Annotated in this window: 22 protein-coding genes and 1 pseudogene; 9 read left to right on the forward strand and 14 right to left on the reverse strand. The window is 71.5% G+C overall.

What is annotated here, in order from left to right; all coding sequences use genetic code 11:
• Positions 1–29: 29 nt before the first annotated feature.
• The 4 genes from ACFVT1_RS00225 to ACFVT1_RS00240 form a co-directional block, all read right to left on the reverse strand.
• Positions 30–1,085 carry a hypothetical protein gene (locus ACFVT1_RS00225; RefSeq protein ID WP_389791116.1) on the reverse strand — a complete coding sequence of 352 codons (1,056 nt, stop codon included), beginning with the start codon at positions 1,083–1,085 and terminating at the stop codon, positions 30–32.
• A gap of 11 nt (positions 1,086–1,096) precedes the next feature.
• Positions 1,097–2,032: an N-acetylneuraminate synthase family protein gene (locus tag ACFVT1_RS00230; RefSeq protein WP_389791118.1), complete on the reverse strand. Its 936-nt coding sequence runs from the start codon at positions 2,030–2,032 to the stop codon at positions 1,097–1,099.
• Positions 2,033–2,182: 150 nt separating this feature from the next.
• On the reverse strand, positions 2,183–3,418 hold the full coding sequence (locus tag ACFVT1_RS00235) for a cytidylyltransferase domain-containing protein (RefSeq protein WP_389791120.1): 1,236 nt from the start codon (positions 3,416–3,418) through the stop codon (positions 2,183–2,185).
• Positions 3,419–3,438: 20 nt separating this feature from the next.
• Positions 3,439–4,788: a DUF6716 putative glycosyltransferase gene (locus ACFVT1_RS00240; protein ID WP_389791122.1), complete on the reverse strand. Its 1,350-nt coding sequence runs from the start codon at positions 4,786–4,788 to the stop codon at positions 3,439–3,441.
• 209 nt (positions 4,789–4,997) lie between these two features.
• Here ACFVT1_RS00240 and ACFVT1_RS00245 point away from each other — a divergent pair, with 209 nt between their 5' ends.
• The 3 genes from ACFVT1_RS00245 to ACFVT1_RS00255 all read left to right on the forward strand — a co-directional run bounded on the left by ACFVT1_RS00245 (position 4,998) and on the right by ACFVT1_RS00255 (position 8,697).
• Positions 4,998–5,975, forward strand: a complete 978-nt coding sequence (locus ACFVT1_RS00245; RefSeq protein ID WP_389791124.1) for a glycosyltransferase family 2 protein — start codon at positions 4,998–5,000, stop codon at positions 5,973–5,975.
• Positions 5,975–7,357, forward strand: coding sequence for a polysialyltransferase family glycosyltransferase (locus ACFVT1_RS00250; RefSeq protein WP_389791126.1), 1,383 nt, complete (start codon positions 5,975–5,977; stop codon positions 7,355–7,357). The genes ACFVT1_RS00245 and ACFVT1_RS00250 overlap by 1 nt, the downstream gene beginning before the upstream one ends.
• A 413-nt stretch (positions 7,358–7,770) precedes the next feature.
• Entirely contained in the window at positions 7,771–8,697 is a 927-nt protein-coding gene (locus tag ACFVT1_RS00255; protein WP_389791128.1) for a class I SAM-dependent methyltransferase, read from the forward strand.
• Between the two features lie 61 nt (positions 8,698–8,758).
• On the opposite strand, the gene ACFVT1_RS00260 is transcribed toward ACFVT1_RS00255, so the two are convergent.
• A complete protein-coding gene (locus tag ACFVT1_RS00260; RefSeq protein WP_389791130.1) occupies positions 8,759–9,403 on the reverse strand; it encodes a TetR/AcrR family transcriptional regulator C-terminal domain-containing protein in 645 nt (214 codons plus the stop codon).
• 38 nt (positions 9,404–9,441) lie between these two features.
• Here ACFVT1_RS00260 and ACFVT1_RS00265 point away from each other — a divergent pair, with 38 nt between their 5' ends.
• Positions 9,442–10,908, forward strand: coding sequence for an FAD-dependent monooxygenase (locus ACFVT1_RS00265; RefSeq protein WP_389791132.1), 1,467 nt, complete (start codon positions 9,442–9,444; stop codon positions 10,906–10,908).
• Here ACFVT1_RS00265 and leuE read toward each other — a convergent pair.
• From leuE to ACFVT1_RS00280, 3 genes and pseudogenes are all read right to left on the reverse strand, one after another.
• Positions 10,895–11,560, reverse strand: a complete 666-nt coding sequence (gene leuE, locus ACFVT1_RS00270) for a leucine efflux protein LeuE (RefSeq protein ID WP_389791134.1) — start codon at positions 11,558–11,560, stop codon at positions 10,895–10,897. The two genes, ACFVT1_RS00265 and leuE, sit on opposite strands and share 14 nt — an antisense overlap.
• Positions 11,561–11,675: 115 nt before the next feature.
• Positions 11,676–12,032: pseudogene (locus ACFVT1_RS00275) on the reverse strand (Uma2 family endonuclease); the annotation flags it as partial.
• On the reverse strand, positions 11,983–13,563 hold the full coding sequence (locus ACFVT1_RS00280; protein WP_389791136.1) for a methylmalonyl-CoA mutase: 1,581 nt from the start codon (positions 13,561–13,563) through the stop codon (positions 11,983–11,985). The pseudogene ACFVT1_RS00275 and the gene ACFVT1_RS00280, both read right to left, overlap by 50 nt.
• A gap of 241 nt (positions 13,564–13,804) precedes the next feature.
• Here ACFVT1_RS00280 and ACFVT1_RS00285 point away from each other — a divergent pair, with 241 nt between their 5' ends.
• Entirely contained in the window at positions 13,805–14,731 is a 927-nt protein-coding gene (locus ACFVT1_RS00285; RefSeq protein WP_389791138.1) for a L,D-transpeptidase family protein, read from the forward strand.
• Positions 14,732–15,045: 314 nt separating this feature from the next.
• On the opposite strand, the gene ACFVT1_RS00290 is transcribed toward ACFVT1_RS00285, so the two are convergent.
• From ACFVT1_RS00290 to tgmA, 5 genes are all read right to left on the reverse strand, one after another.
• Positions 15,046–16,200 (reverse strand): hypothetical protein, encoded by a 1,155-nt coding sequence (locus tag ACFVT1_RS00290; protein WP_389791140.1) that lies wholly within the window; start codon positions 16,198–16,200, stop codon positions 15,046–15,048.
• A complete protein-coding gene (locus ACFVT1_RS00295; protein WP_389792191.1) occupies positions 16,200–17,021 on the reverse strand; it encodes an RNA polymerase sigma factor in 822 nt (273 codons plus the stop codon). The genes ACFVT1_RS00290 and ACFVT1_RS00295 overlap by 1 nt, the downstream gene beginning before the upstream one ends.
• 716 nt (positions 17,022–17,737) lie before the next feature.
• The gene (tgmC, locus tag ACFVT1_RS00300) at positions 17,738–18,907 is read right to left on the reverse strand and encodes an ATP-grasp peptide maturase system methyltransferase (RefSeq protein WP_389791142.1); all 1,170 of its coding nucleotides are present in this window, start codon (positions 18,905–18,907) and stop codon (positions 17,738–17,740) included.
• A complete protein-coding gene (gene tgmB / locus ACFVT1_RS00305; RefSeq protein ID WP_389791143.1) occupies positions 18,904–19,863 on the reverse strand; it encodes an ATP-grasp ribosomal peptide maturase in 960 nt (319 codons plus the stop codon). Before tgmB ends, tgmC begins: the two co-directional genes overlap by 4 nt.
• Positions 19,864–19,866: 3 nt before the next feature.
• Positions 19,867–20,121, reverse strand: coding sequence for a putative ATP-grasp-modified RiPP (gene tgmA / locus ACFVT1_RS00310; RefSeq protein ID WP_389791145.1), 255 nt, complete (start codon positions 20,119–20,121; stop codon positions 19,867–19,869).
• A 213-nt stretch (positions 20,122–20,334) separates the two neighbouring features.
• Here tgmA and ACFVT1_RS00315 point away from each other — a divergent pair, with 213 nt between their 5' ends.
• On the forward strand, positions 20,335–21,333 hold the full coding sequence (locus ACFVT1_RS00315; protein ID WP_389791147.1) for an XRE family transcriptional regulator: 999 nt from the start codon (positions 20,335–20,337) through the stop codon (positions 21,331–21,333).
• A gap of 20 nt (positions 21,334–21,353) precedes the next feature.
• Positions 21,354–21,935 (forward strand): HD family hydrolase, encoded by a 582-nt coding sequence (locus tag ACFVT1_RS00320; protein WP_389791149.1) that lies wholly within the window; start codon positions 21,354–21,356, stop codon positions 21,933–21,935.
• A 110-nt stretch (positions 21,936–22,045) separates the two neighbouring features.
• Here ACFVT1_RS00320 and ACFVT1_RS00325 read toward each other — a convergent pair whose 3' ends face one another.
• On the reverse strand, positions 22,046–23,650 hold the full coding sequence (locus tag ACFVT1_RS00325; RefSeq protein ID WP_389791151.1) for a glycoside hydrolase family 20 protein: 1,605 nt from the start codon (positions 23,648–23,650) through the stop codon (positions 22,046–22,048).
• A 397-nt stretch (positions 23,651–24,047) separates the two neighbouring features.
• Here ACFVT1_RS00325 and ACFVT1_RS00330 point away from each other — a divergent pair, with 397 nt between their 5' ends.
• Both ACFVT1_RS00330 and sdhC read left to right on the forward strand, forming a co-directional pair.
• A complete protein-coding gene (locus ACFVT1_RS00330; protein WP_389792193.1) occupies positions 24,048–24,578 on the forward strand; it encodes a 2-oxo-4-hydroxy-4-carboxy-5-ureidoimidazoline decarboxylase in 531 nt (176 codons plus the stop codon).
• A gap of 207 nt (positions 24,579–24,785) precedes the next feature.
• Entirely contained in the window at positions 24,786–25,166 is a 381-nt protein-coding gene (gene sdhC, locus ACFVT1_RS00335) for a succinate dehydrogenase, cytochrome b556 subunit (protein ID WP_389791153.1), read from the forward strand.
• Positions 25,167–25,168 lie beyond the last annotated feature (2 nt).

Genomic DNA, 25,168 nt, shown 5'->3' on the forward strand with positions numbered 1-25,168 from the left:
CCGGACCGTCCGGCCGTGTCGCCGCGTGGTCACGCCTCCGTGATCGCCGTCGCCCGCCACGGGGCCAGGCGCTGGACGTCGCGGGCCGTTTCCGTGACGCCGCTCAGGAAGCCCTGGGCGCGCGGGGACGCCGTGTCGCGGAGCCATTCCGGGGCGATGTCGCAGACCGCGACCTTGACGTCCGTGCCGGCCAGGGCCAGCGGGAGGGTGTGGACGACCGTGGAGGGGAAGCTCAGGACCGTGCGGCCGATGGGGCCCCGGCGGGCTATGAGCTCCAGGGGGAGGTCGGGGCGGACGATCTCCAGGCCGGTGGCGGCTTCCAGGGCGTGGAGTTTCTCGGTGGACTCGCGGCGGTGGGCGAAGTAGCGAGTGGCCTGGTGGGTGCGGGCCAGGGCCGCGACGGCCTCCAGGTACTGGGCCCGGTCGAGGACTCCGGTCTCGACGAGCGAGGTGCCGACCAGGTCGGCGCCCTTGGTGAGCAGCGGCGGGCCGAAGCGGGCGCGGGTCCAGGCGAAGGTGTTGGAGGTGACGGTGACACCGGGCGGGGCCTCGACCGGCATGGCCGTGAAGACCTCGACCGTGCGGGTCGCGGACGGGATGAAGCGGCTGCGGGCGCGGGCGGTGACCGGGGCCAGGACGAGATCGCGCGGACCCGGGCTGCCCTTGCGGTGCCAGCGCACCAGCCGTTCGCCGCGCGCCAGTTGGGCGACGAACTCCATGGTGGCCGTGCCGTCGTCGACCACCGTGAGGCGGCAGGCGCGGACCAGGGTGAGCAGCAGCTGGACGTAGCGGGAGAACGGGTCGCCGATGACGATGCGGTCCGCTCTGCGCAGAAGTCCGGTCAGTGAGCGCAGGGTCTTCAGGGGCGCGCCCGTGCCGCCGCGCGCCTCCTGCCAGCGGACGTTGACGCCCTCGTCGCGGGCCAGCTCCGCCATCCGGCGCAGCTGGCCGCGCGACATCGGGTCGACCGGGGGAAGGACGACGACCGTGATGTCCGTGAGGACCTGGTCGTCGCCTCCCTCTGTGTAGGCCCACTCCAGGACGTTCAGGAGCTGGACCGGGCTCTCGACGAAGGCGAGGTTCACCGGTCGGCCCGTCAGACCGCGACCGGCTCGGCGGCCGGAGCCTCGTCGGCGTTCTCGGCGACGACGCCCGCGACCCGGCGGAGCTTCTTCATCGGGCCGAGCTCGGACTCGTACACCTTCTTGATGCCGTCGCCGAGCGAGGCCTCAATGGTGCGGATGTCGCGGACGAGACGGGTGAGGCCCTGCGGCTCGACGGAGGCGGCCTGGTCGGAGCCCCACATGGCGCGGTCGAGGGTGATGTGGCGCTCGACGAACGCGGCGCCGAGGGCGACGGCGGCGAGGGTCGTCTGGAGGCCGGTCTCGTGGCCGCTGTAGCCGATCGGGACGTTGGGGAACTCCTGCTGGAGGGTGTTGATCACCCGCAGGTTCAGCTCCTCGGCCTTGGCCGGGTAGGTCGAAGTGGCGTGGCAGAGCAGGATGTTGTCCGATCCCAGGACCTCCACGGCGTGGCGGATCTGGCGCGGGGTCGACATGCCGGTGGAGAGGATGACCGTGCGGCCGGTCGCCCTGAGGGCGCGCAGGAGTTCGTCGTCGGTGAGGGAGGCCGAGGCCACCTTGTGCGCGGGGACGTCGAACTTCTCCAGGAAGGCGACGGCCTCGGTGTCCCACGGGGAGGCGAACCAGTCGATGCCGCGCTTGGCGCAGTGCTCGGAGATGGCCAGGTACTCGGCCTCGCCGAACTCGACGCGGTGCCGGTAGTCGATGTACGTCATCCGGCCCCAGGGGGTGTCGCGCTCGATGTCCCACTGGTCGCGCGGGGTGCAGATCTCCGGGGTGCGCTTCTGGAACTTGACGGCGTCGCAGCCGGCCTCGGCCGCCGCGTCGATCAGCGCGAGGGCGTTGTCGAGGTCGCCGTTGTGGTTGATGCCGATCTCGCCGGTGACGTAGACGGGGTGGCCCGGGCCCGCGGTGCGGGTGCCGAGGGTGCGCAGACGGGAGGTGTTCATGGGTGGTGTTCCTTAGCTCGGAGGTTGGGGGCTCGGGGGCCCGGGGGTGGCTCGGGGCTTGGGGGCCCGGGGGTTGCTCGGGGTTTGGGGACCCCTGGGTCGCTCGGGGTTTGGGGACCCCTGGGTCGCTCGGGGCTCGGGGCCCCTGGGCTATTCGCGGGACTGAGCGGGAGTCGTGGTCGTGAGGGTGGGGCCCAGCAGCCAGGCCGCGATCTCGCGGATGGCGCCGAAGCCGCCGGGGGTCGTGGTGACGGCGCGCGCCGCGGCCCGTACCGAGTCGTGGGCGCTCGCGACCGCGACCGGCCAGCCGGCGAGTGCGAAGCACGGCAGGTCGTTGACGTCGTTGCCCACGTAGAGGACACGTTCCGGGGCGACGGACTGTTCGTCGCACCATTGCTTGAGGGCCAGGTCCTTGCGGTCGATGCCGTGCAGGACCGGGATGCGGAGCTTGTGGGCGCGGGCGGCGACGACCGGGTTCTGTTCCGTGGAGAGGATCAGCAGCGGCATTCCCGCCTTGCGCAGGGCCGCGATGCCCAGACCGTCGCCGCGGTGGACGGCGACGGTCTCGCGTCCGTCGGCGTCGATGAGGACCCGGTCGTCGGTCTGTGTGCCGTCGAAGTCGAGGACGACCGCGTCGATGTCGTCGAAGGTGGGCAGCGGTGAGGGGTCCAGGAGCGGCGCGAGGGCGCGGGCGCGGGCCAGGTCGTGCGGGTCGTCGATCTCCAGGACCCGGGCGGCGTCGGTGCGCACCAGGGCGGTGCGGCCGAAGAAGCGGTGGCGGTGGGTGCGGAAGCCGGCGGCGTTCATGGCGTACGCGGTGCCGGTCTCCAGCAGGTCCTCGGGGCGGTCCTGCCGCATCTGCCGGACGGACTTGTCGTGGTTGACGCCGTGGTTGTCCTCCTCCGGTGCACCGCCGTCGCGCCAGAGGAAGCCGTGGAAGGGCGCGACCGTGACCGCCGTGTCGGCGCCGTCGCGGGCGACCGCCGCGGCGACGCCGTCGATGTCCTCCCGCACGACGAAGGGGCTGGTGCACTGGACCAGCAGCACCACGTCGGCCGTGCGGGAGTGCATCGCCTCGTACGCATCCAGGGCGTGCAGCACCGCGTCCTCGCTGCTCGACCTGTCCCCGGCGATGGCGGCGGGGCGCTGGACGATGTGCACCCGCTCCGGGGCGCCCAGCGTGTCGCCCGCGGCGCGGGCCGCGTCGGCGATGGCCGCGTCGTCGGTCGTCACGACGACGTCCGTGACCTCGCGGGAGGCCAGGCAGGCGCGTACGGCGCGGGCGACCAGCGGTACGCCGCCGACCTGGGCGAGGTTCTTGGCCGGGACGCCCTTGGATCCGCCGCGGGCGGGGATCACGGCGAGCACGGTCGGGGTCGGGGTCATCTCTGCTCCTGAGGTCGTGTTCACAGCTCGCCCATCCGTCGGATCACCGGGGCGACCCGCTGGACGCCCTGCCGGTACGCGCCCCGCGCCGCCTCCCGGACGGCGTCGCGCACCGCGCCGCGCACCCCGCCGGTCTCGCGCGGCCGGTCGGCGCCCGGCAGCGGACGGCCGTCGGGGGCCAGGTGGTGGCGGGCGAGGATGCCGGGGAGATAGCCGGGCGCGGTGGCGGGTGTGTAGTACGGGGCGAGGTCGGGCAGGCGGGCGGCGGCGAGCAGGGCGTCGACGCGGGCGCGGGCGTTGTCGTAGGCCGTGGCGTACGTGCCGTCGGCGGCGACACCCTGGCCGGCCAGCCATTCCGGGTCGGGCTCCGGGCGGAAGCCGCCGTCCAGGCGGTCCCAGGAGGTGAGCAGGCCGGAGCCGATGAAGTGGTGGTTGCCGAGGGTCTCGCGGACGCCGAGATCGGTGAGGACCGCGGTCGGGATGCGCCGGTGCAGGGACTCCAGCGCGGCGGTCGAGGAGACCGTGACCAGCAGATCGGCGCGGTCCAGGACCTCGCCCATGTGCCCGTACACCAGACGGAAGTTGGGCGGCGGCCCGCCGGGCAGCTTCTCCGCGAGCCGCTGGTACGGGAGTTCCTCGATGTGTGTGGTGTGCTCGCCGGGCTTGGAACGCAGCTTCAGCAGCACCTCGCGGTCCGGGTGCAGCCTGGCGTGCTCGACGAGCCTGCGCAGCAGGTACGTGCGGTCGGCGCGGGAGGCCGGTACGGAGGGCTGGGCGGCGAAGACGACCGTGTCGCGGCCCTCCTGCGGGCGGTGCGGTGCGCCGCCGAGGAACGGCAGGGCGGCCTCCGTGACGGCCGAGGCGTCGGCGCCCACCCCCTCGTACACGGCCCGGAAACGCTCCGCGTCGTGGCGGGAGTTGGCGAGGACGACATCCGCGCCGTGCCGCAGCAGCAGTCCGTCGGCGAGCTTCTCGTAGACGACGCCGACGTAGCCGGTGACGACGACGGGCCGGGCCGGCAGGCGCAGCGCGGCGAGGCCGTGCAGCATCGCCTGAACGGCTCCCCCGACGAGGGCGAGGACGACGACGTCGTACCCCTCGTCCCGCACCGTGTGCAGGAACTCGACCGCCGTGACCTCGCGCACCCGGTCGGTGTCGACACCGACGTCGCCGACCTCGGCGAGCTGGCGCGGGGTCGGGGTGGCCCGGCCGCGCAGCAGGAGTCCGGTGATCTCTACGCGCTGCGCCGTTTCCCCGGACGCACCGGTGGTGAGGCGGCGCGCGGTGAGCGCGCCCCATTTCCACCGGGTGTCGGAGTCGGCGAGTACGGCTACCCGGAGGGCGGTCGTCCTATCGGTACGTGGGGGCACGCCCCAGAACTTAGGAAGGCATTTCGATTCGCGGCCCAACGCGACGGCAACAGCTGGTTAACAGCCCGCCGACGGTCGGCGAATCCACCTCGCAAATGCCTCGCGTTGAACAAGGAATCGATCCGGTTCATCATTTCGACATTCTTCGTTCACCTGTCGTCCTTTCCGGGGCCAAGGCAAATGACGGGCCCCCGCCTAGCGTGTGACTCGTGGTTAAGCTCTCCGTCATCGTGCCGTTCTACAACGTGCAGGCATATGCTCCCGACACCTTGCGAAGTCTGCGGGCCAATGCCCGCGAGGGCTTCGAATTCATCCTCGTCGACGACTGTTCGACCGATGGGACTCCGGAGATCCTCATGCGCGCCGAGCGCGAGATCCCCGGTGCCGTCCTGGTCAGACACGAGAAGAACGGAGGCCTGGCCACCGCACGCAACACGGGTATCGACGCGGCGCGCGGCGAGTACCTCACCTTCCTCGACGGCGACGACTGGGCGGCCCCCGGCTACTACGACCGGCTCCTCGCCGCCATCACGGATCTGGGCTGCGATTTCGTACGCACGGACCACGTCCAGTTCACGGACCGGGTGCGCACCGTCCACCAGGTGCCGCACGGACTGCGCGGCACCGTCATGCGGCCGCGCGACGTGATTCTGCCGTCCGACAAGTCGACGCCCGTGGACTACGCGTACGCCTGGGCCGGCGCCTACCACCGCCGGCTCGCGGAGTCGGGGCTGCTGCGCTTCCAGGACGGGCTGCGCACGGCCGAGGACCGGCCCTGGATCTGGCGTCTGCACCGCGAGGCCGAGTCCTTCGCCGTGGTCGGCCTGCTGGGGGTCTTCTACCGGCGCGGCGTGGCGTCCTCGCTCACCCAGATCGGCGATGTGCGGCAGCTCGACTTCATCCGGGCATTCGATCAGGTGCTTGAGGAAACGGCACAGGATCCCGAGGCGGAACGCCTGCTCCCGAAGGCGGTACGGACCTATTGCGCGGTCATGGCGCACCATCTGGAATCCATCGAAAGGTTCGAACCGGCAGTGGCACGGAAATTGCGCTCCCTGAGCGCGGCGTCCCTGCGGCGTATGCCCCAGGACATTCTCGCCGATACGCTGCATTCGCTGGGCGACCGCCGTGCGGCCCAGTTGCGCCGCGTACGGCGCCGCTCCGTGTCCCGGGAGGTCGCGGCCTGATGACTGGCACGTACACCGCGCCGGTCGGCCGGTCCACCACTCAGATCTTCTTCGCGTGCACGCAGTACTCCGTCGCCACGGTCGTCGCGGCGCTGCGCGCGGGCCAGTTCGGTCCGCGGTCCGGACACCGGCGCATTCTCGTCGTGAGCGACACCTCGCCCTCCCCCGAACTGGGCACTCCGCTCCACCGCAGGCCCGGATTCGAGAAATTGGCGTTCGAATTCGACACGGTGCATTCCTGGAACGACTTCATCGAGCCGTTCCACCCCGCCGGATGGTCGCCCCGGGAGCAGGACGCCTCGCTGTGGGAGCGGGCCGTGCGCACGGCGTGGGACCTCGGGGACGAACCGGTCGAGATCGCCTGCGAGTCCATCCAGGCCAATCCCTCCCAGGCTCTCGCTCTGATCTTCGGCGAGAGCCCGGTGCACATCTACGCCGACGGCCTGATGAGCTACGGACCGACCCGCAGCAGGATCGACCAGTTGATCGGCACCCGTATCCGCAGGCTGCTCCACCTGGACCTGGTGCCCGGCCTGCGGCCCCTGCTGCTGACCGAGTTCGGCGTCGAGTCCGAAGTCGTGCCGACGGACGTCTTTCTGAAGGTACTGGACGAGCTCGCCGGATCGGCGGGCACCCACGGTCCTTCCGGCCCGGCACCGGCCCTGCTGCTCGGCCAGTACCTCTCCACGCTCGGCATCCTGACCTCTCAGGAGGAGGAGGAACTGCACGCGCGGATGCTGCGCGGTGCCGTGGCGCTCGGCCACACCCGGATCGTCTTCAAGCCGCACCCCAGCGCGCCGGGCCACTGGGCACGGCTGCTGGAGCAGGAGGCGGAGCGGCTCGGCGCCGAACTCACCGTTCTCGACAGCCCCGTCCTCGCCGAGGCGCTCTTCCGGAGCATGCGGCCGGCTCTGGTCATCGGCTGCTTCTCCACCGCGCTGCTCACCGCCGCTTCGTTCTACGGCCTCCCGGTCGCCCGCGTCGGCACCGACACCCTGCTGGAGCAGCTCGCCCCGTACCAGAACAGCAACCGCATCCCGCTGACCATCGTCGACGCGCTGCTGCCCGACCTGGAGGACCCGGCCGCCGTCACCGGCTGGTCGCTCCCCTCCGCGGAACAGGTCCGGGGTGAACCGACCGGCCTGATCAGCGCGGTCGGCTACGCCATGCAACCGCAGATCCAGGCCGGTCTGCGCCCCGACGCCGAGCGCTACCTCAGCGGCCGGCACAGCGACATCTGGCGCTATTTCAAACGGCGCCGGCTGACCGCACTGGGGCTGCCCGGCGCCCTCCCCGCGCAGCTCGCGTTCATCCCGCGCAACGCGACGGTGCGCCGCCTCGCCCGCAGGGCCCGCACGTTGAAGCGGGCGGCGGCGGGCTGACGCGTTCTCCGGCCATGTGAACGGGGCGGCGGACGCATCCGCGCTCTCCCGCGCCCCCAGCCCTTCCGGAGGAACCCGATCCGGAAGGGCCGTCGCGTCAAGCGGCCGTCACAACCGCTCGACGGGGTGGTGGACGCGGTCCCGGTGGTCGGCGATCCATCCCTTTCCGCTCTCCGGCCACCGCCCCGGCTTCCCCCCGATCACCCGGATCGCCCCGGTGAACCGGTCCGGGCCGGCTGGCCCCACTGGCCCGACTGGCCCCACCGGCCCGCCCGGATCGGACGTCGCCGCAATGTCCTCAACTCCCCCAAAACATGGACACGTTCGCATTCCCACGGCGACACCGAGACTTCACCTGATCACCATCGCCACGTGGTGGGCCCCGCACATCGCGCCCGCGTACGTTCCCAGCCATGCCCTCCCTTCTGCGCAACCGCTTGACGAAGCGCGCCCTGCGCCCCGCCATCACCCTGGTCGACCGGCACATCCGGCTGCGCGTGGACCGCACCGCCGAACAACTGCGCAGCGAGCTCGACGTGCTGCGCAGGGACGCCGAGGACATGCGGCGGAGCCAGTACGCCCTCGGGCTGCTGCTCGACGGCACGGGCCGGGGCGCGCACCGCATCCCGCCGGCCCGGGAGATGGATGAACTGGTCCGCCAGATAGCCGACTTGTGCGGCAACGAGGCGCATGCCCGGCGCAGCGCCGTCGTCGCCTACCGCACGGTCGTGGCGCTGGAGGCTCTCGGGGTGGGCAGGCTGGCCGGTTCCACGTCCAATGTGTGCGGGAAGCTGGCGACCGTACCGCTGCTCTCGCCGCCGAACGGAAGCATTCTCGAAATCGGCACCCTGTACGGGCTGTTCGCCTCCGCGCTGACGCGCATGGTGCACCGGGCGGGCATCGAACCGGACCTGACGATCGTCGACCCGCTGGCCGGCTTCCAGCTCCAGCCGGGCACCGCGCAGCCCGCCGACCCCACGGGCACCCCGGTGCGTGCGGACGTGGTACGGGCCAACCTGGCGCTCTGCGGCGGAAGTTCGGCGCGGGAGACCCGGATCCGGCAGGGTTTCTCCTCGGACCCCGAGGTGCGGGACGCGGTCTCCGACCGGGCGTACGGCGTGGTCGTCGTGGACGGTGACCACTCCCTCGAAGGAGTGGCGGCCGACCTGGACTGGGTCGAGCGGATCGCCGCCCCGGGTGGCATCGTCGTCCTCGACGACTACGGCGACGCGTCGTGGCCCGGTGTCCAGGAGGCCCTGGACAAGCATCTGGCGGACGGCTCGTCCCGGCTGCGGATGCTGGGCAGGGTGTCGACGTCGGCGTACCTGCGGGCGGTGTGAGCGACGGGCGTGGCGCGGGCCGTCCGCCGACGGGGCAGGGCCCGCGCCGGCCCCGGCCCCGTCAGCCCACCCCGTACCGCGCTTCGATGCCCGCGACGATCAGCCGCAGTCCGTCCTCGAAGTGTTCGTCGTAGCGGGCGAAGATCTCGGCACCGGCCGCCGCGGCGAGCGGATACGCGGCCATGCGGTCCGCGCGCTCGCCGATGTCGAAGCCGTCGCGCCGCTCGTCCGGCATCGGCTGGACGCCCTGCTCCTCGGTGACGAAGCCCATGGTGTACGAGTACGCGGTGGTGCCCGCCCGGACGGCCTGCCACAGCTCGAAACCGGCGGCGACCATCGTGCGCAGATGGGACTCCAGCCCGTCGGCGTGGTCGGTACCGGTGAAGCGTGCGCCGCTGTAGACCTTCGCCCCGTCGCGGTAGCGCAGCAGAGCGGTGCGCAGTGCGCTGTTGTACGCGACGAGCTGGTCCTGCCAGCGCTCCGGGGCCGACCCCGGCAGGTCCTCGTCGAGCATCCGGCGGTACATCACCGTGGCCATCTCGTCGAGGAGTGCCTGCTTGTCCTTGAAGTGCCAGTAGAGCGCGGGGGCCTTGACGTCCAGTTCCCTGGCGATGGCGCGCAGGGTGAGCCCGTCGAGGCCCACCTCGTTCAGCAGCCGCAGCCCGGTGTCGGCCACCCGCGCCCGGTCGATCTTCGTTGTGCCCACCTTGACAATTTAACAGCGTTAAGCACAGACTCCGAATCATGGAACTTAACAACGTTAAGGAAACTGGGGTCCTGATCGTCGGCGCCGGCCCCTGCGGCCTGGCCCTCGGCTGCGACCTGGCCCGGCGCGGCGTACGCGCCCTGGTCGTCGAGCGGGCGCCCGCCCTCTTCCCCGGCTCACGCGGCAAGGGCATCCAGCCGCGCACCAGGGAAGTCCTCGACGACCTCGGGGTCGGCGACGCGGTGCGCGAGCACGGCGGCCCGGCCCCGGTGGGGATGGTCTGGCAGGACGGGGAGCGGCAGCGGGAGTACGACATGTTCCGCCGCGCGGACCCGACGGACGCCGAGCCGTACGGGGCGCCGTGGCTGATGCCGCAGTGGCGCACCCAGGAGATCCTGCTGGCCCGGCTGCGCGAGCTGGGCGGCGAGGTCGCCTTCTCCACCGCGCTGACCGGACTCGACCAGGACGCGGACGGCGTCACCGCCCACCTGACCACGGGCCCGGTCCGGGCCTCGTTCCTGGTCGCGGCGGACGGCGGCCGCAGCACCGTCCGGCGCGCGCTGGGGATCGCGATGACCGGCGAGGGGGGTCTCCCCGGCTCGGACGGAGCCGGGGGTTCGGGGGAGGTGGACCCGGCGCCGATGCTGGTCGCCGACGTGCGGGTGGCCGAGGACGCGCTGGACCGGGACAACTGGCATGTGATGAGCGGCGAACAGGGCTTCCTCGCGCTCTGCCCGCTGCCCGGTACGGCGGACTTCCAGCTGGTCGCCCAGTTCAAGGAGGGCGCGCCCGACACGTCCCCGGAGGGGGTGCGCGCGCTGGTCGCCGCCCGCACCCACCTGGCGGCGCGGGACGTCACCGAGGTCCGCTGGTCCTCCGACTTCCGGCCGCGCGCGGCGCTGGCCGACCGGTTCCGCGACGGGCGGGTCTTCCTGGCGGGCGACGCCGCGCACGTGCACTCCCCCGCGGGCGGCCAGGGCCTGAACACCAGCGTCCAGGACGCGTACAACCTGGGCTGGAAGCTCGGCCAGGTCCTGCGGTACGGGGCGCCGGCCGCCCTGCTCGACAGTTACGAACAGGAGCGCCGCCCGATCGCCGCCGACATGCTCGGCCTGTCCACCCGCATCCACCGCGGCGAGCAGAAACGCGGCGCGGCGGCCCAGCAGCTCGGCCTCGGCTACCGCGAGGGCCCGCTGTCGGCGGGCCGGGCCGGCGCCCTGCACTCCGGCGACCGCGCCCCGGACGGCCCGACGGCCGGGGGCCGGCGCCTCTTCGACGTCTTCCGCGGCCCGCACTTCACCCTGCTCGCGGTCGGCACGGACACCGAACTGCCCGTGTCCGACGGCGAGACGGTCCGCGTCCACCGTACGGACGCCTGCGAGGCGTACGGAAAGGGCCTGTTCCTGGTCCGCCCCGACGGCTACATCGGCTGGGCGGGCGAGGACGCCTCGGGGCTCGCCGAGTACCTGGCCCCGCTCGGCCTCGCCGCGGTCACACGCTGCTGAGCGAGAGCTTCGCCGCGAACCCGAGGAACAGCAGACCGGCCGCCGAAGTGGCCCCCGCCGACAGCCGCTTGCGACGGCGGAACGCGGCGGACAGGCGGGTGCCGCCGAATATCAGCATCGACAGATAGAGGAAGCTGGCGATCTGGAGCAGGGTGCCCAGCACCAGGAAGGACAGCGCCGGGTAGGCGTAGCCGGGGTCGACGAACTGCACGAAGAACGAGATCAGGAACAGGATCGCCTTCGGGTTGACGAGACTGACCACCAGCGCCCGCCGGTACGGCCGCTCCATCGCCGTGGCGGCCTCGGGCCCGGCGCTCTCCCCGGTCAACTCGGCCACCCGCCGGTGCCGTTCGCGCCACATGGCCACCGCGGCCCGCAGCATGCCGATCGCCAGCCAGGTCAGATAGCCCGCACCCGCGAACTTGACGACGGCGAACAGCACCGGCGTCGTCCGCAGCAGCGACGAGGCCCCGAGCGCGGACAGCGTCATCAGCACCGTGTCCCCGGTCCACACCCCGGCCGCGGCCACATAGCCGGTCCGCACACCGCGCCGGGCGGCGACGGACAGCACGTACAGCGAATTCGGCCCCGGCAGAAGAACGATCAGCAGCAGGCCGACGAGGTAGGTCGGAAGGTCGGTGACACCCAGCATGGAACGGAGTGTCGCACGCGGGTACGACACCGCGTTCGGGGGGTTCGGGGAGAGACCGGGGCCGGTCCTCGTCACCGTCGGGGAGGCGGTCCGCGGAGAGCTTCATCTCGACACCGACCACGTCCGGCACGGTGAACGACGACCCGCGCTTGTGGGGCACCTCGTCCCTGTACTCGGCGCTCCGTGGATCGCTGCGGAGCAGTACCTGGTCATGCTTGCGATCGGCCACGACGTAGGCCGGAATGCCCGCCTGGGCGCAGCCCTCGACCTTGGGACCGAGATCGTCCGCCCAGTTGGTGGACGTCACCTCCACCACCGAGCGGAAGACGTGGGCGGCGTAGCAGTTCTTCATGGCAGGGGCGTCCCATCGACCGTGGCCGTGGGCATTCAGCGAGAGATCACCCCTGCGGGCGGACACCGCCTCAGAACGCGTCCGACGGCGCGTACGTCCCCCACACGTCGCGCAGCGCATTGCAGACCTCGCCCACCGTCGCCCGCGCCTTGAGGGCGTCCTTCATCGGGTACAGGACGTTGTCCGTGCCCTCGGCGGCCTTCCGCAGCCGTGCCAGTGCCGCGTCCACCGCGCCCCGGTCGCGTTCGGCGCGGAGTTTCGCCAGGCGGGCCGCCTGCTGGGCCTCGATCGCGGGGTCGACGCGCAGCGGCTCGTACGGCTCCTCCTCGTCGAGCTGGAAGCGGTTGACGCCGACCACGACGCGCTCCGCGCTGTCGGTCTCCAGGGCGATGCGGTACGCGCTGCGCTCGATCTCGTTCTTCTGGAAGCCGCGCTCGATCGCCTCGACCGCGCCGCCCATGTCCTCGACCTTGAGCATCAGCTCCAGAGCGGCGGCTTCGACGTCGTCCGTCATCCTCTCGACGACGTACGACCCCGCGAACGGGTCGACGGTCGCGGTGACGTCCGTCTCGTACGCCAGGACCTGCTGGGTGCGCAGGGCGAGGCGGGCGGACTTGTCGGTCGGGAGGGCGATCGCCTCGTCGAAGGAGTTGGTGTGCAGCGACTGCGTACCGCCGAGGACCGCGGCCAGGCCCTGGACGGCCACGCGCACCAGGTTGACCTCGGGCTGCTGGGCGGTGAGCTGGACGCCCGCGGTCTGGGTGTGGAAGCGCAGCATCAGCGACTTGGGGTTCTCCGCGCCGAACTCCTCCTTCATCACCCGCGCCCAGATCCGGCGGGCGGCACGGAACTTGGCGACCTCTTCGAGGATCGTCGTGCGGGCGACGAAGAAGAAGGAGAGACGCGGCGCGAACTCGTCGACGTCCATGCCGGCGGCGACGGCGGTACGGACGTACTCGATGCCGTCGGCGAGGGTGAACGCGATCTCCTGTGCGGGCGAGGCGCCGGCCTCCGCCATGTGGTAGCCGGAGATCGAGATGGTGTTCCACTTCGGGATCTCGGCCCGGCAGTACTGGAAGATGTCGGCGATCAGCCGGAGCGAGGGCGCCGGCGGGAAGATGTACGTGCCGCGCGCGATGTACTCCTTGAGCACATCGTTCTGGATGGTGCCGGTGAGCCGGTGAGCCGGGACGCCCTGCTCCTCGCCGACCAGCTGGTACAGCAGGAGGAGCAGCGCGGCCGGGGCGTTGATCGTCATGGACGTGGAGACCTCGTCCAGCGGAATCCCGTCGAACAGGACCCGCATGTCGTCGATCGAGTCGATCGCGACCCCGACCTTGCCGACCTCGCCGGACGCGATCGCCGCGTCGGAGTCGTGGCCCATCTGGGTGGGCAGGTCGAAGGCGACGGAGAGGCCCGTCGTGCCGTTGGCGATCAGCTGCTTGTAACGCGCGTTGGACTCCGTCGCCGTACCGAAGCCCGCGTACTGGCGCATCGTCCACGGCCTGCCGGTGTACATCGTGGGGTAGACACCGCGCGTGAAGGGGTAGGCACCCGGCTCTCCCAGCTTGTCGTCGGGGCTCCACCCGTCGAGCGCGTCCGGCCCGTACACCGGCTCGATGGGCAGTCCCGACTCCGACTCGCGCGTCATGTGCTGTGCCTCCCGCTGAAGCCGTTCTATAGGACTACTTACTGGTAACAAATGATTCCCGCGACGGACTGTAGCGGCGGGCACGAGACCGGTGGAGGGGCACGGGCTGGGACCTTGCTCACAGCCCTCCGCCACGGACCCCGCCGCCGCTCTCCCCATCATGCGCGGGCTTTGGCAACCGGGCAGAGCGGGAATCCGTCCAAGGGGACACCGGAGCAACCCGGAGAAGCAGGGGGCCGAGATGACAGGCAGCACCACCGCAAGCACGTCACGACGCGGAGCACGGGGCCGGCCGGGAAAGACGGCCGCGGCGGCACTCGCCGTTCTCGCCATGACCGCCGCGACCGCCGGCTGCAAGGCGCAGCTTGCCGACGGCGCGTCGGCGGCCCCGGCGGCACCGCCCCGGGCCTCGGCGACCGACGACGCCAAGCCGCCCGCCCGGCAGCCGTCCTCGCCGCACGCGCCGTCGCCGTCGCCGTCCTCGAAGGCCCCCGTGGCGGGGGAGACGCCCGCCCCGAAGCCGCCGGACCCGCAGGGCACGACGCTGATGGCGAGCGGTTCCCAGGGCAAGCAGGTGCGGGAGCTACAGGCCCGGCTGCGGCAGATCGGCCATTTCGACCGCTCCCCCACCGGCTACTACGGCACCCTCACGGCCGCCGCCGTCCGGTCCTTCCAGGGCAGGCGCGGCCTCTCCGCCACGGGCAGGACGGACACCGTGACCTGGCAGAAGCTGCTCGGCATGACGCGCGAGCCGACCGCGGCCGAGCTGAACCCGCCGACCACCGTGCCCGTGGCCAAGCCGGACAAGCGCTGCATGACGGGGCGGGTGCTCTGCATCAGCAAGAACAGCCGGACGCTGTCCTGGATGATCGACGGCCGCGTCGTCTCGTCGATGGACGTCCGCTTCGGCTCCCAGTACACGCCGACCCGCGAGGGCACCTTCTCCGTCTACTGGAAGTCCCGGCACCACGTGTCGACGATCTATCACACGGCCATGCCGTACGCGATGTTCTTCAGCGGCGGCCAGGCGGTGCACTACTCGGCGGACTTCGCGGCCCGCGGCTACAGCGGCGCCTCGCACGGCTGCGTCAATGTCCGGGACGAGGGAAAGATCGCCTCGCTCTTCGCCCAGGTGAAGACGGGCGACAAGGTCGTCGTCTACGGGTAGGGCCCGTCCGGCCGGAGGAAGCCGGAGGAAGCCGGAAGGAGCCGGAAGGAGCCGGAAGGAGCCGAAGGAAGTCAGAGGGAGCTGAGCTGAGGGGAGCCGGAGGAAGCCGGAGGGAAAGGGGCGCGGACGGGACCGGGGGAACGTGTCCCGCCCGCGCCGATGCGCTGAGCCGAAGGTACGGGGGGAACCCCGGCTCTGTGCGCCGCCGATGACCAGTCGGCTCATTCTGTACTGCGTCGCGGCCTCGAAAAACGTCACACCCGGACGTCACACCCGCTGGTGGGCGGCGTGCAGAAGGGCCGGCGCGCGGGCACTCAGCGGGATGAGCCCGCGGCTGCGCCGGCCGCTCGCCCCGCCGCCGGCGGGGCGGCGGGGGCGGAGTCCGAGGTCGACGGCGACGGGGTGGTGGTGAACCGGATCGGCGGGAGCCTGCCGGAGTTCCCTCCGCCGTCCCCGTTCGCATCGCCGTCGCCGCCCTGCTCGTCGTCGTTCCCGTTGCCGTTGCCGTTGCCGTTCCCGTTGCCCTGGTTGCCCTGGCCGCCCTTTCCTGCTCGGGCGATCACGCGGTCGCAGAACCGGTCCAGATTGCGGGCGCCCTTCGCCAGCGCTTCGAGCCTCCGCCTGCTGGCGTCGTCCAGATCGCCGCCACGGTAGGCACGGCAGGCCTTGAGCGCCCTGGTGTACCAGTCTCCGGCGGCGAGGCCCCCGGAGCCCCCGGGCGCCTTGCCGTTCCCGGTGCCCTTCGACGACCCGCCCGCGGCACCGCCGGGCTTCCGGCTCTCGTCGCCGCCCTTGCGGTTCTGGCTCTTGCCGCTGTCCCGGTGGCCGCCGGGCGCGGAGGGGTCCGCCCGGGGCGCGGAGGGCTCCGTGTCCGGGGAGGCGGACCGCCGCGGAAGCGGGGTCTCGTCGGTGAGGGTCCCCGAGCCGAGCTCCTCGGGCGTCGCCGCGGCCGAGACGGAGGTGGCCGGTACGGGGTCGTGCCCGCCGAACGGTCCGGGGAGCATCCCCGTGCCCGCGGCCACGGCCACCCCGCCGAGCGCGCAGCCCGCGAAGGAGGCGACCAGGCCGAAGCGGATGGGCCTGCTCCAGCGCGGCGGGCGGGTACGGCGGGGCCCCGCGGCCGAGGTGTTCGCCGCGGTGCCGCCGGAGGCGGGCCGGATGTGCACCGGTTCGAGTACGTCGGGCCGTGCCGGTCCGGACGTCTGCTCGGCGTGCCCCTTCACCTGCGGGTGCGCCGCCCGGGTCCGCGCGCGTGCGGAGTGCGCGGCGGTGCGGAAGGCGGCCAGCGCCGCGGCCTCGCCCGGCAGTTCGCCGGTGGCCGGGCGGGCGGCACGCGCGGCGGCGTCCAGCGCTGCAGCGAGCATCTCCGCTTCCGTACACGCGTGGCCACCGACGGGATCGGCCGGTTCGCCGCGGAGCAATCTCTCCGCCGCGTCCTTGTCGAGCCATTCGTAGTGCTCGTCGGCCATCACATGTCCTTCTGCGTCGACAGACGCGAATGCGTCACACCGGCCGGCGCCGCCAGACCGTTGCGGGAAGGGCGCTGTGCGGGTACGGCGCCGAGTTCCGCCGTCCGGCCCGCAGCGCTCTCGCGCGAGGCGGACGAGTCCGCCGGACCGCCTGCGGGGGACCGGTCCGCGGCCGCGCCCTCGCCGCCCCCGGCACCGCCGTCCCGGCCCTCGTCACCGTCCTCGACAACGCTGTCGCCGTCGCTGCGGCGTCCGCCCGCACCGCCCGGACCGTCCGTACGCAGCAGCTCGGCCAGCCGCTTCAGCCCCCGGTGCGCCGCGGTGCGTACCGCCCCCGGTCGCTTGCCCAGCGTCTGCGCCGCGCTCTTCGCGTCCAGTCCGACGACCACCCGCAGCACCACGGCCTCGGCCTGGTCCTGCGGCAGCTGGGCGATGAGCGACATCGTGCGGCCGGTGGCCAGGGCCTCCATCGCCTCGTCGGCGGTGTCCGATTCGGCCGGCCGGTCCGACAGCTCCGACTCGTCGCCGCCGGCAGCGGGGCGCCTGCCGCGCATCCGCAGATGGTCCAGGGCGCGGTTGCGGGCTATCCGCGCCGCCCAGCCGCGGAAGCGGTCGGCATCGCCGCTGAAGCGGTCGAGGTCACGCGCTATCTGCAGCCACGACTCGGACGCCACGTCCTCGGCGTCCGGCTCCCCCACCAGCGTCCGTATGTAGCCCAGCAGCCGCGGCTGCACAGCGCGGTACACAGTACGGAAGGCGTCTTCGTCCCCGTCCTGCGCCGCGATCACCGCGGCAGTGAGCTCCGCGTCGTCCCCCAGCACTCCCTCAACCTGTCCTGCTGTCCTGAATCGCAGCTGGTCATCACTGCCGCGCCACCCTGCGCGACTCAGCACGCTACGTCCTTCGCGGGGGCCGCGTCCATGACTTGTACAACCCGCAACATTCCGCCGGCACGGCGCGGTGTGACAGAAAACGCAGTGACGGCGCTGAGAAGAGTACGGGGTCGTCCTACGGCCCCGCGGAAGACGACCGGGGCCTCTCCTGTGGGGGGTGGCGGCCCCGGTCGTCGTTCCATTTCCCCCGCTCTGGCGAGGCAATGCCCGGGGCGCGGCGCTTCTGCACGGCCAACGCGTGGCCAACGCATCCGGGCGTCCGCCTGATCCTCCCCAGACCAATGCGCTGCACTGTTCCCGATGCGAGCTCCCGGGCCCTCTCCGCCCGGCGGTCGCCGTGCTGGGCCATGGTCCGGCCCAGTGAGTGGTCTCTCACCCGGGCCGGGACCGCGACGGGGTTCTCTTCCCCCGGTCCAGGTCGTTGGTGACCTCGCTGGGACGCCAGTCATGGAAGCGGAACAGACCTCCCTCACGGGTAGCTGGCTGCTAAAGGGTGACGGGCTCATGGCAGCGAACGCCGAACGCCTGAAAGCTCTCGTGCGGGCGCACGCCGAAGCCAACGACGGCCTCTTCCGCGTCGCCCTGCAGGCGGCCGCCAAGTCGGCCCGCCAGGGACAGGCCACCGGTGCACACGTCTCTCTCGATCAGAGAAGGTGGTGCCGCCAGCGGAGCGCCGGGTGGCCTTCGATCCAATAGGTGTGGGTCTCCCGTGTGATGCGCAACCGTACGGCGGAGATGTCCGGGCTGCCCGCGTCCTGCCACGCGGTGAGGGCCTGCTCGATCGTGTCCCACAGCGGCAGCGGGCCGCCCTGGCGGACTGTCCAGCTCCCTCCGTTCTCCGTAAACGACGCGAAGGACTCGCGGCCCGGGTCGAAGAGGTGCAGCAGCCAGTTCCCCTCCGGCGACGTGGCCCGGGTGAAATGCGCTCCAGGGGCGGCGAGCTGCGCGAGGAAGGCCGGCATCCACTCCTCCAGCAGCAGCGGGGACAGCTTCGACTCGCGCTCGCTGTCGGCGTAGGCGGTGCGGGCGGACAGGTCACCGGCGATCGGCACCTCCGCCTGGGACCGGGCCTGCATGAACGAGCTACGGCCGACGATCTCGCCCTCGGCGGTACCGCCCTCGGCGACCGTGACCTTGGCGAGGCCCGTGCCGTAGTGCCAGTTCCCGCCGACCGTGGCGAGGATGATGCCACCCGGCTGGGTCTGCCTGATCCAGGTGTAGGGGATGCGGCGCACGGCGCAGGTGGCAATGACGCGGTCGTACGGTGCGCGACGAGGATGGCCGAGGAGGCCGTCTCCCGTGACGGTCCACGTCGAGAACCCGGCCGTCTCCAGCGCGGCATCCGCACGGGCCGAGACGTCCGGGTCCACCTCGACCGTGGTCACATTGTCCTCCCCCAGGCGGAAGCACATCAGGGCGCTGGAGTAGCCGGTTCCCGTACCGATCTCCAGCACCTGGTGTCCGTCCTCCACCTCCAGCTTCTCGATCATGTCCACGACAGTCACCGGGGTGGTGGACGACGACGTCGGGGAACCCGCAACGGGACCGTCGGCCCGGTCGGCGGTGAGGTGTCCGTCGAGCTGGGTAGTCAGGGACTCGTCGCGGTAGGCGATCTTCGCCCACTCCTCCGGGTCGGCTCCGACAGCCGTGACGGGTTCCCACCGGTAGCCTTCCGCCGGCAGGAACACACCGGGGTGCAGGAACAGCTCGCGGGGGACGGCCTCCACCGCCGCCCGCCACGAGGGGCTGACGAGAACGCCCGCCCGCGTCAGGCGGTCGGCAAGGGCACGCCGCTGAGGGGCGGTGTCGGTCATGGGACAACTCCTTGCGTCAGCAGGTCAGCAAATGCGGCGGACATCGCAAGGCCGGTGGATTCCTCCAGCCACCCCCACTGTCCGTTCGGGTTCAGCTCCAGCCACCAGAGGTCGCCCACCTTGTCCACCGCGAGATCGAAACTCCCCGAGACCAGCCCGAAGTGCTCCAGGTAAGCAAGGAGGGCCTTCCCCATACGGTCGGGCAGGTCCACCACGCTGTATGACAGGGCCGAGTAGTCCTTGCGCCAGTCCAGCATTCCGGACTGGATCCGCACGGCGAACGCCTCTCGGCCGACGACCAGCACGCGGAGGTCGGCCACCTTGTCCACGACGGCCTGGAACAGGTGCGGCACCACGCGCACGCTCTCGTCGATCTCGGGCGCGGTGACCGGGTCGGCCCATCCGGTGACGGGAACGCCGTCTCGCCGGCAAGGCGTCCACCGGAGCGTCTTGAAGACCACCTGATCGTGGCTCGCGACAAAGGACCGCGCCTCGTCCGGGTCGTTCGTCACCAGCGTCGGTGGCACCGTGAGCCCAAGACGCTGAGCGACGGCGAGCTGAGTGGGCTTGTAGTCCGCAGCGGCGTTCCGCAGCGGGTGGTTGACCCATAGCGGCCCGTCGAGGGCGTAGAGGATGCCGCCGAGCCCGTAGCGGGCCTGCGCCGCCGCGAACCGCGCGTCGTCAGCGCCGAGGTGGTCGAAGGCCGGCCACACCGGGCGGCGCCAGTACACCGACCGGATATGGGTCAGGTCCACGGTCCGCGACGGGGTGCAGACCTGGCCGGCCACGGGGGCCGGACAGGTTCCGAACCGAGCGGAGACCGTCAGGTCCGCACCGATGTCGGCAGGGTTGAACCTGGCCACCGGCACGTTTCGCCGGTTCAGCTCGGTGATCACCATGTCGGAGGTGACATCGTCCGCCTCGGTGGCCACGAGCACCGGCCTCACGTCGGTCACCGGTCAGTCCTGCTGGGAATCCTGGTCGTGCCCTTGGTCGGGGGCGGAGTCCGAGTTCGTGTTCGTGCTCGTCTCCGTGCCACTGCTGGTGCCGTGCTTGCCCATCTCGATCGCCTTGCCGGTGTGGTCCGCGTAGATGCCAAGCTGAGTGTCGGGGTCGAGCGTGACCGACGCATACGGACGGTGGGTGACGGTCGGGTACGGGGCGAGTCGACCAGCGCCCCAAGGACGAACGGCGGTCTCCACTGCGGTAGTCATCGTGGCCTCCTTGATGACGGTGGCTGTTCCGAATCAGACGCTACGGTCACCGTGGATGAAGTAGGACTGACTGTGAGTACGGGTTGGGCGGCCGAGGGCACAGGGGGCGGCATGGCCGTGAAAGGAACTGCACGCGGGCGTGCGGCAACGGGCACGATCGCCGGGTTCGTACTCCGCATCGCCCGGGAGAGCTCAAACACCACGCAAGTCGGCATGGCCGAAGCGATGGGCGTCAACCTCGACACATGGCAAGGCTGGGAGACCGGTCGAAGGCCGCTCGCCAACGTGAAGGCCGGGGCGCTCTTGGACCTCCGGCGCCGATTACCGGCCCTGGGGGCGGACACGCGCCTCCTCCACCTTCTCGATCCGGCCATGGACGCGGACCGTGTCATCTCCGCTACGATCCACCCGGAGAACACGGCACAGCATCCTCTGGCCTACTGGGTGCACACCCGCGATACGGCCCACATGATCGCGTGGGCGCTGAACGGCACAGTCCCGCCCGTCCTCGGACGCAGGGCGACGCCGGGACGCCGCGGCCCCGTCGCTCACGCTCCGGTGCTGCCCACGCTCGACCGCAGCATGTTCTTCTCCCGACTCCGGGATACAGCCGAGTCCTCCCTGCGCGCGGGAGACGACGGGCTGCTCCTTCACCGCCAGGCGCTCTACCTGTGCTCGTACGACCGCGCCCCGGAGGCGGCAACCTGGACGAACCACGCTCTGCATACGCGCCGAGACCTGATCGCAGCCCGCGGCTGGACACCCCACTGGGCAACAGCACGGTCAACTGCCGTCGCACTGGCTCGACTTGGCGACCGACAGCCTCTCCTGGACTTCATCGACCGGGGCATGGCGGACGACGATGCCGCCGAGACGGCCAACCTCAACTACTGGGCCTACTGGCTCGGATCGATCCGAGAACCGCAGCCGGACGACGGCTTCATGCGGCGCGGGCCGACCAACTGGGAGCCCGTGCACCTCCTTCACGGACTCGCCGCCGGTCTGCACCAGGCTCCGGCATACGTGGACCTGTACGTCCACTCACTCTGGGCCCTGCTGACCGCCCACCAGTGGCTGCCTCTGGCGGATACCGAACTGGCGGACGCGCTGTGCGCGCACACCGTGCGACTGCTCGATCACGGCGGGATCTCCCCACGATCAAGGCGAGAACTCAGTTCAGTGCATTACGTTCTACGCGAGAACCGCGCATGACTCATCGGAGGGCGTATTTCATGGCGGACACAGAGCAGGAGCAGACGAAGGGCACGGCGGGCTTCCTGTTGGAAATGGGGATGCTCAAGCGTGCGAAGCGCAGCGGGTGGTGGATTGCTGGGGTCAAGGACCCCGAGACCATCGCCGAGCACAGCTTCAGGGTCGCGCTCATCGGCTCCGTGCTCGCCATGATGGAGGGCGCCGACCCGGCGAAGGCCGCCCTCCTCGGGCTCTGGCACGACACGCAGGAGACCCGCGTCAGCGATATCCCGCACATCGGTCGTCGCTACCTCGAAGCCGCCGGCAACGAGAAGGTGACCGCGGACCAGGTCTCGGCCGCGCACCCGGCGGTGAAGGCCGGGGCTCAGCGGATCGTGGAGGAGTACGAAAACGGCGGCTCCCTCGAAGTGATCTGCGCCCACGATGCGGACAAACTCGAATGCCTCCTCCAAGCCGTCGAGTACCGCGAGCAGGGCTGCTCGAACGTCCAGCCCTGGATCGACAGCAGCATGGCCAAGCTCAAGACCGCCGCTGCCCAGAGCCTCGCCGAGGCCGCGCTCACCATGACCTCGATCGAGTGGCAGCAGACGTACCTCCGCTGACTGCCCACCAGGAGCCCGCCTCCGTCCCGGGGCAGGCGAACGCGGCCCCGCCCCGCCGTCCGCCCGCCCCGCCGCGCCGCGCCGCCCGCGGGGAGTTCCGCCCGCCCCGCTCAGCCCACCCCGTCGATCTGTCCGGCCAGCGCTTGGAACCGGTCCCAGCTCAGCGTCGGCTTGCGCGGGTCCCACAGCTTCTGGGCGGTCGCCCGCAGCGGCATCCGGATGCCCTGCGCCACCTGCGCCGGGGTCTGCGCCTGCGGGAGGTCGCCCCAGACCGCGAACCGGCCGCCGAGGATCTGGCCGGAGTAGCTCGCCGGGACCGGCTGGGTGCCGCGCAGGACAAGCGGGGTCCACTGCTCGTAGATCCGCTTGCCCGTGGGATAAACGAAGTTGTTGGGCTGGCCGAGTACGTAATAGAGGAACTCGTCGTTGAGGTTCACCACGCGCCGCCCCTCGCGCAGATACTCCTCCGGCGGCCGGGCGCCGTACTCCTTGCCCGTCCAGTACTCGACCTCGATGTCCTTGTCGGCGTGGACGACGCCGTCGCGGAAGAAGCCGTCGTTCCACGCCTTGGGCTGCTTGCCGTGCGGGCGCACCACCGCCGCGCGGTCGTTGAGCCAGCCGGTGGCGAGGTCCTTGATGCCGGCCTGCGGTCCGTATTTCTGCTGGGCGGCGCGTTGCAGCTGCGGGTACGAGGCGGCGGGGTCCCGTGCCATCAGCGCGAGGTACTCGTCGGCGCCGAGGTGCCAGTAGCGGCCGCCGAACAGCTCGGTGAACTCGCCGAGGAGTTCGTCGACGAGCTTCGCCGCTCCCGGGTCGGAGATGTCGAGCGATCCGGGCGAGCGGACCCCCGACACATTGCGCAGCTGGAGATCGGGGTGGGCCCGCAGGACCGCGCCCAGATGGCCGGGGGAGTCGATCTCGGGAACGACCTCGATGTGCAGCCGGCCGGCCAGACCGAGGATCGAGCGCACCTCCGCCTTGGTGAGGTGCTGCGGAGACACCACCTCGGGGTGGGTGTCGGACTGGATGCGGAACGCCTGGTCGTCGGAGAAGTGCAGGCCGAGCTGGTTGAGCTTCAGATCGGCCATCTCGCGCAGCCGGTCCTCGATCCACCCGGCGGTGTAGTACTTGCGCGCGATGTCCAGGTTGAGGCCGCGCTGCGGCCGGTCGGGGCGGTCGCGCACCTCGCCCTCGGGCATGCTGCCGTCGGCGCGCACCGACTGCTTCAGCGTGCGGGTTCCGTAGAAGACACCGGCCTGGTCGGGTCCGCTGATCGTGACCCGTCCCCCCTGGGTCTTGAGGGTGTACGACTCGGGGGTGCCCCGGCCCGGGGTGAGGGCCAGTTCCACGTCGCCCGCGCGGGCGGGGACGTCTCCCCGGTACTGGATCCGCAGCTCCTGGGCGAGCAGCTTGCCCTCGTCCGCGAGCGTCCCGCTGCCGTGGGCGACGACGACCCCGGTGGACGGGCCGGGCCGCCAGCCGGGGCCGCGGGCGGCGATGTGCTCGCGCACGGCGGGGATGGTGCGGGGCGGGGTGGAGAGCGGGTAGCTCCGGGTCGGCGAGGGGGCGGCCGAGGAGCCCGAGGGGGTACGGGCCCCCGACTCCCCCGCGAGTCCGCTGTCGGAGCTCTCCGGCCAGACGACGACGGCGATCGTCGCGGCGGCCGCCGCGGTGAGCACCGCACCGGCCACAAGAGCGCCACGTGAGGGCGACATCGGTCAGAGACCTCCGATACGAGCAGGAAAATGGGCAGAGAACTGGGCAGAAGCAAGACAAGAACAGGCAGGACCGAAGGAGGCGAAAGAGGGAGTCAGCCGGGCATTCTCCTCGGACCACGGCCCTTCAGCCGTTCCGAAACTCTCCCGTCCGGGTGAAGTTCGCTCATCCGTCGGACGGTCGTTGCCCGGCCTCGCTACCTTTGAGGCACATTCGTCACTCCCCTCACCCTGCACATCTCCTTTCGCTCTGTAAAACTCCCTTCACCCTGCATCCGCCCGGATCCAGCCGTCCCGCCCCACTCCGGGCTGCGGGCTGCGGGCTCACGGATGCCGCTGATTCGAGGAGCCCACGCTGTCCAGGTCCAGCGAGTCCCACGCCGGCCTCCCGAAGCGGCTGCGTCCTCCGGTCCCCCGGACGGCCGCACCCGTCCGGAATTCCGGACCGGCGCAGGGCCGGACCGGCCTCCCGGGCCTCGACCGCTTCAACACCGCGCCGTCCGCCGAGGCCGAGGCCGCCCTGCTGGGGTGCTCCGGCAGCCGCCGCTGGGCGCAGCGGCTGGCCGCCCACCGCCCGTACCCCGACCTGGACGCTCTGCTGGCCGCCGCCGACGAGGCGGGCTACGACCTGCCCCCCGCGGACCTCGCCGAGGCGCTCGCCGCCGAAGTCTCCCCCGGGCTGCACCACGCCGCGCCGCCCTCCGCCCATCTCGCGCTGCGGGCCGCGCACGCCGCGTACGAGTGCCGCTTCGGCCATGTCTTCGTGATCTGCCTGGACGGCTTCGAGCCCGCCGAGCGGCCGGATCAGGTGCTCGCCGGAATCCGGGCCAGACTGGGCCACGACCCCGACCAGGAGCGGGTGGTCACGGCGGAGGAGATGCGGCGACTCGCCCGGGGTCGCATCATCGGGCTGATATCGGGTTCATAACGGAATGGGATCGGTCCGTGGTGTTCAGCGGCCCGTTCTAGTCCGTCCGTGGCTGTTTGATTGCCACTTTGATCACACCAGAGGCCCCCGCGCGAACGAACCGACAAAGCGTCGCTACGATGGCCGGGGCCGGTGGACCGTACCCGGCCGGGTCAGACCGACAGTCAAGCCGGCCGGCCCCAATCCCCGCTCCCGGAGGGTTCTTCCGTGCCGGCTGGAACGCTGTACCGCGGCCGGGAAGGCATGTGGTCCTGGGTGGCTCATCGAGTCACCGGTGTCCTCATTTTCTTCTTCCTGTTCGTACATGTCCTGGACACCGCTCTCGTCCGCGTTTCCCCCGAGGCGTACGACGATGTCGTGGCCACGTACAAGACGCCGATCGTCGCGCTCCTCGAATACGGCCTGGTGGCCGCCATTCTCTTCCACGCGCTGAACGGTCTCCGTATCGTCGCCGTGGACTTCTGGGCCAAGGGCCCGCGCTACCAGAAGCAGATGCTCTGGTCCGTCGTGGGTGTCTGGGTCGTGCTGATGGTCGGGGCCCTGTACCCCGTCCTCGGCCACGCCGTACGCCAAGTCTTCGGGAGCTGAGG

The organism is Streptomyces sp. NPDC057963, from assembly GCF_042887155.1.
Taxonomy (GTDB): domain Bacteria; phylum Actinomycetota; class Actinomycetes; order Streptomycetales; family Streptomycetaceae; genus Streptomyces.